Here is a 12166-nt window from a genome sequence, read left to right as displayed (position 1 = left end):
CGCGCGCGGCGCCGCTGGCTTATGCGGCGGCTTTTTCTTCGATCGGCGCTTCGCGTAGTTCGCGCCGCAGGATCTTGCCGACGTTGGACTTGGGCAGGCTGTCGCGGAATTCAATGTGCTTGGGCTTTTTGTAGGCGGTCAACTGCTGCTTGCAGAAGTCCATCAACTGCTCGCTGGTGAGCAAGGTGTCCTTGCGCACGACGAACAGCTTCACGGCCTCGCCCGAGTTGGCGTCCGGCACGCCAACGCAGGCGCATTCGAGCACCATCGGATGCGCCGCCACCACGCACTCCACTTCGGTCGGATAGACGTTGAAGCCGGACACCAGGATCATGTCCTTCTTGCGGTCGACAATGCGCACATAGCCTTGTTCATCCATGATGCCGATATCGCCCGACTTGAAGTAGCCGGAAGGCGTCATCACGATGGCGGTTTCGCTTGGCCGGCGCCAGTAGCCGGCCATGACTTGCGGCCCGCGGATCGCAATCTCGCCAGGTTGGCCGAACGGCACCGGCTTGCCGTCATCGTCGAGAATCGCTACTTCGGTGGAGGGCACCGGCAAGCCGATGGTGCCGCTGAAGCCTTGCTGGTCCGGGCGGCATAGCGTGGCCGTGGGCGACGTTTCCGACAAGCCGTAGCCTTCCAGGATCGGGCTGCCGGTCAGTTTCAGCCAACGTTCGCTGACCACCTGCTGCACCGCCATGCCGCCGCCCAGCGTAATGCGCAGGCCGGAGAAGTCGACCTTGGCCAGCTCCGGCTGGTTCAACAGCGCATTGAACAGCGTATTCACGCCCGGGAAGAAGTTGACCCGATACTTGGCCAGCTCTTTCGCAAAGCCGGCCATGTCGCGCGGATTCGGCACCAGCAAGTTCATGGCGCCCCAGCGTGCGCCCATCAGCATGCAGGCGTTCAGCGCGAGGATGTGGTACAGCGGCAGCGCGCATACCGTGATGACCTGCCGGCCATCGCGCTCCTGGAGCAAGGCCGGCCCGGCCCACGCATCGTTCTGCAGCATATTGGCGATCACATTGCGGTGGGTCAGAACCGCACCTTTCGACAGCCCGGTCGTGCCGCCCGTGTACTGCAGGAAGGCGATGTCGTCATGTCCCAGGTCGGGCTTGCGCAATTCCAGCCCCGCGCCGGCGCGCAAGGCTGCGCGGAACGACACCGCATCCGGCAGGCTGAAGCCGGGCACCAGCTTCTTCACCTTGCGCACCACGAAATTCACCAGGGCGCCTTTGCCCAGGCCCAGCAGGTCACCCATGCTGGCGACCACGATGTGCTTGACCTGCGTGTGCGGCAGCACCTTCTCCAGCGTGGTAGCGAAGTTCTCGAGAATGAAAATGGCCTCCGCACCGGAGTCGGCCAACTGGTGTTCCAGCTCGCGTGCCGTATAGAGCGGATTGACGTTGACCACCGTGAAGCCTGCGCGCAGCACCGCTGCCACCGCGATCGGGTACTGCAGCACATTCGGCATCATCACCGCCACCCGCGCACCTTTCGGCAGGCCGCGCTGTTGCAGCCAGGCGGCGAGGTTGCGCGAATGGCGATCCCATTCGCGATAACCCATGGTGCTGCCCATGCAGGCGTATGCCTTGCGTTCGGAAAATCGGGAGAACGATTCTTCCAGCAGGTGCGGCAGGGAACCATACAGCTCGGGATCGATGGTGGCGGGAATGCCATCGGGGTAGGACTTCAGCCAGACTTTGTCAGCGGTCATGCAGTCTCCTCTCTTATGCGCACCAGGGCGTGCGTCTTGTCATCGGCGCCGGGGCCGGCCACCGTCTCGATCTGTTCGGGTTGCAGCGCGCGGCCATCCGCCGCGAGAATGCCGACGCCGGCCACCGGCAGTCCGGTAGTCTTTTCCACCATCGTCAGGCGTGCGCCTTGCGGGTTCGGCGCCCACTGCTCTCCCCACTGCGTCATGGCAGCCAGGATGGGGGCAAGCGCGCGGCCTTTTTCAGTCAGGCGGTAATGGACAATGCGCGCGTCGTCGGCCGAGGGCTGGCGCAACAGGATGCCGTTCTCCACCAGCTTTTCCAGCCGCCGCGCCAGGATGCTGGTGCTGATGCCCAGGTGGCGCTGGAAATCCTGGAAGCGGCTCATGCCGCAAAACGCATTGCGCAGGATGACAAAGGTCCACCACTCGCCCACCTGTTCAAGGGTTTGGGCGATGGGGCAGTTCATCTCCACGAACGAATTCTTGCTCATGGGTTGAATTTATTGCAATTACTTCGGTAACGCAAGCGAAATTTGGGCGCGTGCTATTCCTGCTTGAAGACTGTGCCGGCGGCCATCACGAACGGTACCTGCTTCAGGACTTTCACGTCCTTCAGCGGATCGCCGTTGACCGCAATAATATCGGCGGCCTTGCCCGCTTCCAGCGTGCCGGCCACGGCGGATACGCCCAGCAGGTCGGCGGCATTCACGGTGGCAGCCTTGATCGCTTCGGCCGGGCTCATGCCGAATTCCACCATGTATTCGAACTCGTCGGCATTGCGGCCATGCTTGGACACGCCCGCATCGGTGCCGAAGGCGATCTTCACGCCGTTCTTGTGCGCCAGCTTGAAGGACTTGCCGGTGATGCCGATGCGCCATTTGATCTTTTCCAGCACCGCAGGTTCGTAGGCATTCGGGTTGGCCGCCAGGCGTTCCTTGTAACCGTTCACGGTCGACATGGTGGAGACGTAGTAAGCGCCCGCTTTCAAGAACAGCTTGACGCTGCCTTCATCGAGCAAGGTTCCATGCTCGATCGAATCGGCGCCCATGGTCAGCGCCAGGTCGACCCCATCCTTGCCATGCGCGTGCACGGCGACTTTCTTGCCGTACAGGTGGGCGGTCTCGATCAGGGCCTTGGCTTCATCATCGAACATCTGCTTGTTGACGCCGGCGCCGATCTTGCTGTTCACGCCGCCGGTGGTGGCGATCTTGATCACGTCCACGCCGCGGCCGATTTGCAGGCGCACCGCTTTGCGGCATGCCTCGGCGCTATCGCACACATTGTCGGTGTGGATGGCTTCCTGCACCCAGTCGGCGTAGCCGAGGCGGCCGTCCATATGGCCGGAGGTGGTCGAGATCGGTGTGCCGGCATCGATGATGCGCGGGCCTTTGGCCCAGCCCTTTGCAATCGCGTCGCGCAGCGCCAGGGTGATGCCCTGGTCGCTGTCGCCCAGGTTGCGCACGGTGGTGAAGCCTGCGTTCAGCGTTTTGCCGGCGTTCATTTCCGCCTCGTAGGCCCAGGCCGCGGCACTGGTGGTGACACCGGCCAGCGCGCCTTCCATGCCGGCGCGGTCGGACACCAGGTGCACGTGGCTGTCGATCAGGCCCGGCAGCACGAAGCGCTGGCGCAGGTCGATCACCCTGGCGCCGGGATAGCGCTCGGCGCCGACAAAGCCGTCCAGTACGGCCTGGATCTTGCCGTCTGCCACCACCAGGGTCGAGTTGCCACGCGGCGCCTGGCCCGGTTTGTCCAGCAGGGTGCCGGCCTGGATCAGGGTTGGCGCGGCAGACGCCGCGCCGCAAGCGACGGTGAACGCTGCAGCAAGTGCGGTACGCAAGGTGAAGGAGGACGGCATGGCATTCCTATCGTGGTGAAAGTTCACAAATGTAGCACGCTGCCGGTCGTGTGTGTTCCGCATTGCAACACATTATATTGTTGTCATTTCCGCCATTTATAGTTAGTCTGTTTGTGGATTACCAACAGTCAACGGAGGTCGACATGCAAAAACTGGGTGCGGAATTCTTTGGTACGTTCTGGCTGGTATTGGGCGGTTGCGGCAGCGCGGTGCTGGCGGCGGCATTCCCCGGCGTGGGGATCGGCTTGCATGGCGTGTCGCTGGCCTTTGGCCTGACGGTGCTGACCATGGCCTTCGCCATCGGGCATATTTCGGGCTGCCACTTGAACCCGGCGGTGTCGGTCGGCCTGTGGCTGGGCGGCCGCTTTCCGGCCAAGGACTTGCCGGGCTATATCGTGGCCCAAGTACTGGGCGGTATCGCAGCAGGCGGCGTACTGTATCTGATCGCCAGCGGCAAGGCCGGCTTCGATGTCGCCGCCGGCTTCGCTTCCAACGGCTATGGCGAGCATTCGCCGGGCGGCTACAGCCTGATGGCGGCCCTGGTGACGGAAGTGGTGATGACGGCCTTCTTCCTGGTGGTGATCCTGGGTGCGACCGACCAGCGTGCGCCAGCCGGCTTCGCGCCGATTGCGATCGGCCTGTGCCTGACCCTGATCCACCTGATTTCGATCCCGGTCACCAACACCTCGGTCAACCCGGCGCGCAGCACCGGCGTGGCGCTGTATGTCGGCGGCTGGGCCGTGGCGCAGTTGTGGCTGTTCTGGGTCGCGCCGATCATCGGTGCCGGCGTCGGTGCCGGCATCTACCGCTTTATCAGCCGCGAACAGAAATAAGCCTGGCGGCGCCTGCTGCTATCATGGAAATTCTCCAGGGAGGGTATATGGCGCTACCACACGCATCATCCGGGCAAGTGGTCCGGATCAGCCGCGAGGCCGGTGAAAGCCTGTCGCAGTTTTCTTCGATTGCACTGGCCAAGACGGAACAGCTCGAATTGATCCGCATGACCGTGCCCGCGGGCCGCGCCTTGCCGGCACACGCGGTGCGCGGCCAGATCACGCTGCAATGCCTGGAAGGGGAAGTGTCCTTCGATGCCCATGGCCGCACCACCATCCTGCGTGCGGGCGAGCTGCTGTACCTGGAGGGCGGCGCGCCCCATGCACTGCAGGCGAACGCCGACTCCCTGTTGCTGCTGACTATTTTGCTGCCGGATTGAAGCTTTCGTAGCGCGGGTCGCGTGCCAGCAGGCCTTGCACCAGGTCGGCCGGGTGCAGGCCGTCGAACAGCACGCTGGCAACGGCATTCGTGATCGGCATTTCCACGCTGAGGCGGCGCGCCAGTTCGCGCACCGCTTTCGCGCAAGGCACGCCTTCGGCCACATGGCCCAGTTCATTGACCACGGTTTCCAGCGACTTGCCTTGCGCCAGGCCCAGGCCCACGCGGCGGTTGCGCGACAGGTCGCCGGTGCAGGTCAGGATCAGGTCGCCCATGCCGGTCAGTCCCATGAAGGTTTCGACATTGCCGCCCAGCGCGGTGCCGAGGCGGGTGATTTCGGCCAGGCCGCGCGTGATCAAGGCGGCGCGCGCGTTCAGGCCCAGTCCCATGCCATCGGCCACGCCGGTGGCGATGGCCAGCACATTCTTCACCGCGCCGCCCACTTCCACGCCGACGATGTCGTCGCTGGAATAGACGCGCATGGTGCCGCCATGCACGGCGCCCACCACCAGTTCGCACAGGGCGGCGTCGCCGGAGGCGATGGTCAGGGCGCAAGGCAGGCCTTTGGCGACTTCCTGCGCGAACGATGGGCCGGACAGCGCGCCGGCCGGCACGCCGTCGCCCAGCACTTCACGCACGATCTGGTGCGGCAGCATGCCGGTGTCGTATTCGAAGCCTTTGCACAGCCAGACGATGTTTGGAATCGGCTTGCCCTTGAGCGATTGCAACAGCGGGCGCAGGCCGGCGACCGGGCAGGCAGCGATCAGCAGGCCATCCTGGCCGGCATGGGCCACGGCGGCGTCGAAATCGGCACTGACCTGCAGCGCAGGCGGGAAAGGGTAGCCTTTCAGGTAGTGGGTGTTGTCGCGGGCGGCCGCCATTTCGGCCATGGCGGCGCCATCGCGTCCCCACAGCACCACGTCGTGGCGGGCGGCGACCGCGATGGCGACTGCCGTGCCCCAGGCGCCGGCGCCCAGCACGCTGATCTTGCGTTTGCTTTCTTGCTGCATCTTGCTCAATTACCCCAGATGTCGTTGCTGCGCACAAAGCCGACCAGGCCGTCGCGGTGCTTCACCTTGGTCCAGCCATTGGCGACCGAATCGGACAGCTCCAGCAGCACGCCCTTGTCGGCGATGAACACCACCGGCGAGGTATCGTCGGCGGCGCCGCGCACCTTGGTGTTGGCTGCGCGCACGATCACATGACGCTGTTTGTTGCTCAAGCCTTTGGCTTCGGTCCAGGCCAGGTCGCCGGCCATATCGCGTACCTTGACCCATTCGCCATACGTCAGCACCACTTCCAGCGGGGCGCCGGAGGGAACGATGTACTGCTTGGCAGCCCTGGTCGACGGGGCGCCGTACAGCACGGCAGGATTGGCGCCGACCGACCGGTAGTCGATCGCCTGGGCGCTGGCGCAGGCCAGCAGCGTTGCGGCAAGGGCGACAATGCGGCGTAAATTCATCGATTAGAACCTTAAAAATGCGCAAAGGCCCACTGGGGCCTTTGCATTCCGGGGAACCGTGGTTCCCCATAGTATCGCAGAAGTATTACTGAACGGTTGCCGAGCCTTCGACCGGGGTCGCGCCGGCTTCGGCAGCCTGCTGCTGGGCGATGGCTGCCAGGCGCTGCTGGTAGAACACTTCGAAGTTGATCTCGGCCAGGTGGATCGGCGGGAAACCGGCGCGGGTGATCATGTCGGCAATGTTCGAACGCAGGTATGGGTACACGATGTTCGGGCAGCCGATGCCCAGCAGTGGATCCAGCTGTTCGGCTGGAATGTTGCGGGCTTCGAAGATGCCGGCTTGTTTGCCTTCAACCAGGAAAGCGACTTTGTCCTTGATCTTGGCAGTCACGGTCACGGTGACGGTGGACTCGAAGATGCCTTCGGACAGCGGCTCAGCGCCAACGTCCAGCGCCACTTCGATCGAAGGGGCTTCCTGCTCCAGGAAGATAGCTGGGGAATTAGGCTGTTCCAGCGACATGTCTTTCAGGTAGACGCGTTGGATTTGGAACACAGGTTGCAGGTTTTCTTCAGACATGGAACGCTTTCGTATCAGTTATATAGTTAATGCTTGTCCAGGCCACGAGGGTCAGCCCAAGTCAAACGCGACGGCAATTGTAGCAAAACTAGTTTATTTTCCAACGTTTTACCGGTTTGTCCGTTGTATTTGGGGGCGTTTAACCTTTTAACAAGGGGTCGAGGCCGCCGGCCTGGTCCAGTGCATACAAGTCGTCAAAACCGCCAACGTGGGTGTCGCCGATATAGATCTGCGGCACGGTGCGGCGGCCGGTCTTTTCCATCATCAGCTGGCGCTGGGCCGGGTCGAGGTCGACGCGGATCTTGTTGATGGCGGTGACACCCTTGCTTTCCAGTAAACGTTCGGCGCGCACGCAATACGGGCACACCAGGGTGCTGTACATGGTAACGTTGGCAGTCATTTTCTTAGCTCCGTGTCAGTGGCAGGTTTTGCGACTTCCAGGCATCGATGCCGCCTTCCATCACGACAACGTCGGAGAAACCGGACTTTTCCAGCATGCGGGCAGCGCTGAAGGCACTGGTCCCTTTATCGCATACCACCACCAGGGTCTTGTTCTTGAACTTGTCCAGTTCGCCCATGCGGTTGCCCAGTTCGGCCAGCGGAATATGCTTGGAATCGATGATACGGCTTTCCGCCTTGTCCTTGGCGCGCACATCGAGGATGCCGGCTTTGCCGCGGTTGATCAGCAGGGTGACTTCGGCCGGGGAGGCTTTTTTGCCGCGTTGGGTCAGGACTGGGAACAGCAGGGCGCCGCCGGACAACAGGACGATGGCGATCAGAAAAATATTGTCGATGATGAATTTCACGGTAATCCAATGGTTGAACTTAATCTGCGCATTATAAAATAGATGCTTGTTCGTGGCTTCGGCGGCGATTTTCACCCATTTCCAACTCTATTGTTATAGCTCTATGTATAAAATCGTATTCATGCGTCACGGCGAGTCCACCTGGAACCTGGAAAATCGCTTCACCGGCTGGACCGACGTGGACCTGACCGAAAAAGGCGTCAACGAGGCCAAATCCGCCGGCAAAATCCTGAAAGATGCCGGCTTCTCCTTCGACCTGTGCTACACCTCCGTGCTCAAGCGCGCCATCCGCACCCTGTGGCTGACCCTGGACGGCATGGATGAAATGTACGTGCCGATCAAGCATGATTGGCGCCTGAACGAGCGTCATTACGGCGCGTTGCAAGGCCTGGACAAGGGCGAAACCGCTGCCAAGTTCGGCGACGCGCAGGTGCTGGTATGGCGCCGCAGCTACGATATCCCGCCGCCAGCCCTGGAAGCCGGCGACGACCGCACCTCGTTCAACGATCCGCGCTATGCCGGCCTGCCGCAGGATGCGATCCCGCTGACCGAATGCCTGAAAGACACCGTGGCGCGCGTGATGCCAGCCTGGGACGATGACATCGCCCCGGCCATCAAGGCTGGCAAGCAGATCCTGATTTCGGCCCACGGCAACAGCCTGCGCGCCCTGATCAAGATGCTGGACGGTATCAGCGACGCAGAAATCGTCGGCCTCAACATCCCGAACGGCCAGCCGCTGGTGTACGAACTCGATGCCGACCTGAAGCCGATCAAGCACTATTACCTGGGCGACCCGGCTGCCATCGCCGCAGCGCAGGCTGCCGTGGCCAACCAGGGCAAGGCCAAGTAATTCCCGTGGCGCTGCATCCGATTCGCCGGGGGCGCGTCCGGTATTGGCGCGGCCTGGCGCTGGCTGTGCTGCTGGCGCTGGGCACGGCGCAGGGCGCCTACGCCGCCCGCGCCGCCAGCAAGCCGACCGAACGCAGCAAGCAAAAGGCTGCTGCCGAGACGGAGCGCGCGGCACTGTCGCGCAAGCTGGCCACCCTGAAGGCGGAAATCGGCAAGACCGAAAGCGCCAAGGAAGACGCGGCCGATACGCTGGCCGAGTCGGAGGAAGCCATTTCCGACGCCAATCGCACCCTGCGCGATTTGGCGGCGGAGCAATCCCAGCTCAATAGCAAGGTGGCCGAACTGGCCGCCGAGCAGTTGCGCCTGTCCGCCACGGTGGCGGCGCAGAAGCAGCAACTGGCCAAGCTGCTGCGCGAGCAGTACGTGGCCGGCAACGAGGACCGCATCAAGCTGCTCCTGTCGGGCGACAATCCCAACCGCATCAACCGCGAATTGCAGCTGATGGCCTATGTGTCGCAGTCGCAGGCGCGCCTGCTCGATTCGCTGCGCGCCAACCTGAAAAAGGTCGAGGAAAACCAGGCCGAGGCCCAGAACGCCAAACAGGAACTGGACGAAATCGCCGAGGAAGAGCGCCAGCAAAAGGTCAAGCTGGAACAGGAAAAGGGCCGCCGCGCCGCCGCCCTGGCCAGCCTGTCGAAGAAGCTGGTGGCCCAGCGCAAGGAAGCCGGCCGCATGGAGCAGGACGCCCAGCGGCTGGATGCACTGGTCGACAAACTGAACAAGCTGATCGAAGAGCAGGCGCGCATTGCCGCCGCCGAAAAAGCCCGCCAGGAAAAGCTGGCCGCCGAACGGGCCGCCAAGGCCAAGGCGGACGCCGAAGCGCGTGCGCTGGCCCGCGCCAAGGCGCAGGCCGAGCGCGAGCGCCTGGCGCAGGAGGCGAAAAAGGCGGGCAAGCCGGCGCCCAAACCGCTGCCGGCAGAAGAAGAGCCGAAGGCCGCCGCCAAGCCGGAAACCTCCGACCAGCGCGACGAGAAGTCGCCGCGTCCATCCGAGGTGGCGCTGGCGCCGGTGGTGCCGGACGGCGTGTTCGCCAGGCTGAAAGGGGCCTTGCCGATGCCGGTCAACGGCAAGGTGGACAAGCGCTTCGGCAGCAAGAATGCCGACGGCGTGGCCTGGAAAGGCATGGTAGTGAAGGCCGCGGCCGGCGCCGAAGTGCGTGCCGTGGCGGCAGGCCGCGTGGTGTACGCCACTTCGCTGCGCGGCTACGGCAATTTCATTATCATCGACCACGGCGGCCAGTACTGGAGCGGCTACGGCTACAACGAGTCTGTGCTGAAACGCGCCGGCGACGTGGTGAAAGCGGGCGAGGTGATCGCCACCGTCGGAAATACCGGCGGTTACGAAGAATCGGGTTTATACTTTGAGATGCGCCACCAGGGCAAGCCGATAGATCCGGCCGGGTGGGTCAAGTTCTAGCGGCGGAAAGCAATCAATGGGCAACAAAACGAAGAGTCTCGGCCTGGTCGGCCTTGGTATGGTGGCTGGCGTAGCCGTCTCGATGCAGTTTTCCGCCCTGGCGCAAAAGGCTGCCACGCCTTTGCCGCTGGAAGAACTGCGTACCCTGTCCGAAGTTTTCAGCCTGATCAAGTCCGACTACGTCGAACAGGTCGACGACAAGAAGCTGCTGCAGGACGCCATCGCCGGCATGGTCTCTTCGCTCGATCCCCATTCCACCTATCTCGATAAGACCGCATTCAAGGAAATGCGCGAATCGATCCACGGCAAGTTCGTCGGCATCGGCATCGAAGTCGGGGTGGAAGACGGCTACATCAAGGTAGTGGCGCCAATCGAGGATTCACCGGCCTGGCGTGCCGGCATCAAGGCGGGCGACCTGATTACCCGCCTCGACAGCCAGCCGCTGAAAGGCCTGTCGCTGGACGACGCGATCAAGAAAATGCGCGGCGAACCGCGCACCAAGGTAGTGCTGACGGTATCGCGCAAGGATGAAGAGAAGCCGCTGCTGATTCCTATCGTGCGCGAAGAGATCCGCGTGCAGAGCGTGAAGGTGAAGATGGTGGAGCCGGACTACGCCTGGCTGCGCATCTCGCAATTCCAGGAACCGACGGTGGAAGACATGGCGAAGAAGCTCAGCGCCCTGTACGCCAGGAACCCGCATATCAAAGGCCTGGTGCTGGACCTGCGCAACGACCCGGGCGGCGTGGTGCAGGGCGCGGTCGGCGTCTCGGCCGCCTTCCTGCCGAAAGATGCGTTGGTGGTGTCCACCGACGGCCAGTTGGCCGATTCCAAGCAGGCTTTCCACGCCACCTCGGAAAACTACTCCAGCCGCAGCGGCGGCGACCCGCTGGCCAAGCTGCCGGCCGCGCTGAAGACGGTGCCGATGGTGGTGCTGGTCAACGGCGGTTCCGCCTCGGCTTCCGAGATCGTGGCCGGCGCCCTGCAGGATTACAAGCGCGCCATCGTGATGGGCAGCCAGACCTTCGGCAAGGGCTCGGTGCAGACGCTGCGCCAGATCACCGCCGATTCGGCCGTCAAGCTGACCACCGCGCGCTACTTCACGCCGCACGGCCGCGGCATCCAGGCCAAGGGCATCGTGCCCGACGTGCTGGTGGACGAGACCTCGGAGGGCGACGCCATCAACAGCCTGCGCCTGCGCGAAGCCGATTTGCAGAAGCACCTGGCCAACAGCGAGGGTGAAGAGGACAAGCAAGGCCGCATCCGCCGCGACGAACTGGAAGAAGAGCAGCGCCTGCTGGCCGCCGCGAAAAAACAGAAGCCTTTCGAATTCGGCGGCAAGGACGACTTCCAGCTGGAACAGGCCCTGCGTCATTTCAAGGGCTTGCCGGTCAAGACAGCTTCCAAGCCCGAGTTGGCAGCGAAGTAAATGAACGACCAGCAGCTGCTGCGTTATTCGCGCCATATCCTGCTCGACGAAATCGGCATCGAGGGGCAGCAGGCGATCTTGCAGGGCCGGGCGCTGGTGATCGGCGCCGGCGGCCTCGGCTCGCCGGCAGCGCTCTACCTGGCATCGGCCGGCATCGGCCAGCTGACCATCGTCGACCATGACAGCGTCGACCTGACCAACCTGCAGCGCCAGATCGCCCATACCACCGAACGCGTCGGCCAGCCCAAGGCTGAATCGGCGCGTACTACGCTGAACGCCATCAATCCGGAATGCCGGGTGAGCGCCCTGGTCGAGCGGGTCGACGACGCGCGCCTGGCGGCGCTGGTGGCGCAGCACGACGTGGTGCTGGACTGCACTGACAATTTCAAGACCCGCCATGCCGTCAACCGCGCCTGCGTGGCGCACCGCGTGCCGCTGGTGTCCGGCGCCGTGATCCGCTTCGACGGCCAGGTCAGCGTGTTCGATACGCGCCGCGCCGATGGCGGGCAGCAGCTCGGGCCTTGCTACTCCTGCCTGTTCCCGCAAGACCAGCCTTTCGAGGACGTGGCCTGCTCCACCATGGGCGTGTTCGCGCCGCTGGTGGGCGTGGTCGGCGCCATGCAGGCGGCCGAAGCGCTCAAGCTGGTGATGGGCATCGGCGAATCGCTGTCCGGCCGTCTGCTGCTGCTGGATGGATTGCGCATGGAGTGGAGCAGCATTAGCATCACCCGCAACGAAGCCTGTCCTGTCTGCGGGACACAACATCCATAATCAGGAGATCCA

The 12166-nt window shown here is 63.4% G+C and carries 14 protein-coding genes; 6 read left to right on the top strand and 8 right to left on the bottom strand.

What is annotated here, in order from left to right:
- Nucleotides 1–19 precede the first annotated feature (19 nt).
- The 3 genes from BM269_RS06205 to BM269_RS06195 are packed head-to-tail and all read right to left on the bottom strand — an operon-like array spanning nt 20 to nt 3575.
- On the bottom strand, nt 20–1720 hold the full coding sequence (locus BM269_RS06205) for a long-chain-fatty-acid--CoA ligase (protein ID WP_090436144.1): 1701 nt from the start codon (nt 1718–1720) through the stop codon (nt 20–22).
- Nucleotides 1717–2211, bottom strand: coding sequence for a winged helix-turn-helix transcriptional regulator (locus BM269_RS06200; RefSeq protein WP_090436143.1), 495 nt, complete (start codon nt 2209–2211; stop codon nt 1717–1719). The genes BM269_RS06205 and BM269_RS06200 overlap by 4 nt, the downstream gene beginning before the upstream one ends.
- 53 nt (nt 2212–2264) lie before the next feature.
- Nucleotides 2265–3575, bottom strand: coding sequence for a metal-dependent hydrolase family protein (locus BM269_RS06195; protein ID WP_090436142.1), 1311 nt, complete (start codon nt 3573–3575; stop codon nt 2265–2267).
- Nucleotides 3576–3718: 143 nt separating this feature from the next.
- Here BM269_RS06195 and aqpZ point away from each other — a divergent pair, with 143 nt between their 5' ends.
- Together aqpZ and BM269_RS06185 are read left to right on the top strand one after the other, a co-directional pair.
- On the top strand, nt 3719–4408 hold the full coding sequence (gene aqpZ / locus BM269_RS06190; RefSeq protein WP_090436141.1) for an aquaporin Z: 690 nt from the start codon (nt 3719–3721) through the stop codon (nt 4406–4408).
- 47 nt (nt 4409–4455) lie between these two features.
- On the top strand, nt 4456–4788 hold the full coding sequence (locus BM269_RS06185; RefSeq protein ID WP_090436140.1) for a cupin domain-containing protein: 333 nt from the start codon (nt 4456–4458) through the stop codon (nt 4786–4788).
- Here the strand turns inward: BM269_RS06185 and BM269_RS06180 are convergent.
- The 5 genes from BM269_RS06180 to BM269_RS06160 form a co-directional block, all read right to left on the bottom strand.
- Nucleotides 4769–5797 carry an NAD(P)H-dependent glycerol-3-phosphate dehydrogenase gene (locus BM269_RS06180; RefSeq protein ID WP_090436139.1) on the bottom strand — a complete coding sequence of 343 codons (1029 nt, stop codon included), beginning with the start codon at nt 5795–5797 and terminating at the stop codon, nt 4769–4771. The two genes, BM269_RS06185 and BM269_RS06180, sit on opposite strands and share 20 nt — an antisense overlap.
- Nucleotides 5798–5802: 5 nt before the next feature.
- Entirely contained in the window at nt 5803–6249 is a 447-nt protein-coding gene (locus BM269_RS06175; RefSeq protein WP_090436138.1) for an SH3 domain-containing protein, read from the bottom strand.
- Nucleotides 6250–6334: 85 nt separating this feature from the next.
- Complete coding sequence (gene secB, locus BM269_RS06170) at nt 6335–6826, bottom strand: protein-export chaperone SecB (protein ID WP_090436137.1); 492 nt, start codon at nt 6824–6826, stop codon at nt 6335–6337.
- Nucleotides 6827–6965: 139 nt separating this feature from the next.
- Nucleotides 6966–7226: a glutaredoxin 3 gene (gene grxC / locus BM269_RS06165; protein ID WP_057265991.1), complete on the bottom strand. Its 261-nt coding sequence runs from the start codon at nt 7224–7226 to the stop codon at nt 6966–6968.
- A 4-nt stretch (nt 7227–7230) separates the two neighbouring features.
- Nucleotides 7231–7632, bottom strand: coding sequence for a rhodanese-like domain-containing protein (locus tag BM269_RS06160; RefSeq protein ID WP_090436293.1), 402 nt, complete (start codon nt 7630–7632; stop codon nt 7231–7233).
- A gap of 103 nt (nt 7633–7735) precedes the next feature.
- Here BM269_RS06160 and gpmA point away from each other — a divergent pair, with 103 nt between their 5' ends.
- The 4 genes from gpmA to BM269_RS06140 are packed head-to-tail and all read left to right on the top strand — an operon-like array spanning nt 7736 to nt 12154.
- A complete protein-coding gene (gene gpmA, locus BM269_RS06155) occupies nt 7736–8482 on the top strand; it encodes a 2,3-diphosphoglycerate-dependent phosphoglycerate mutase (RefSeq protein ID WP_090436136.1) in 747 nt (248 codons plus the stop codon).
- Nucleotides 8482–9957, top strand: coding sequence for a murein hydrolase activator EnvC family protein (locus BM269_RS06150; protein WP_373994383.1), 1476 nt, complete (start codon nt 8482–8484; stop codon nt 9955–9957). Before gpmA ends, BM269_RS06150 begins: the two co-directional genes overlap by 1 nt.
- Before the next feature lie 16 nt (nt 9958–9973).
- Nucleotides 9974–11383, top strand: a complete 1410-nt coding sequence (locus BM269_RS06145) for a S41 family peptidase (RefSeq protein WP_090436135.1) — start codon at nt 9974–9976, stop codon at nt 11381–11383.
- The gene (locus BM269_RS06140) at nt 11384–12154 is read left to right on the top strand and encodes a HesA/MoeB/ThiF family protein (RefSeq protein ID WP_090436134.1); all 771 of its coding nucleotides are present in this window, start codon (nt 11384–11386) and stop codon (nt 12152–12154) included. It abuts the gene before it with no gap.
- The last annotated feature ends 12 nt before the right edge of the window (nt 12155–12166 follow it).

It is taken from the genome of Duganella sp. CF458, from assembly GCF_900113115.1.
In the GTDB taxonomy this organism is placed as follows: Bacteria; Pseudomonadota; Gammaproteobacteria; order Burkholderiales; family Burkholderiaceae_D; genus Rugamonas.
Note: the sequence above shows the minus strand (reverse complement) of the source record. Positions and strands in the feature narration are given on the sequence as shown.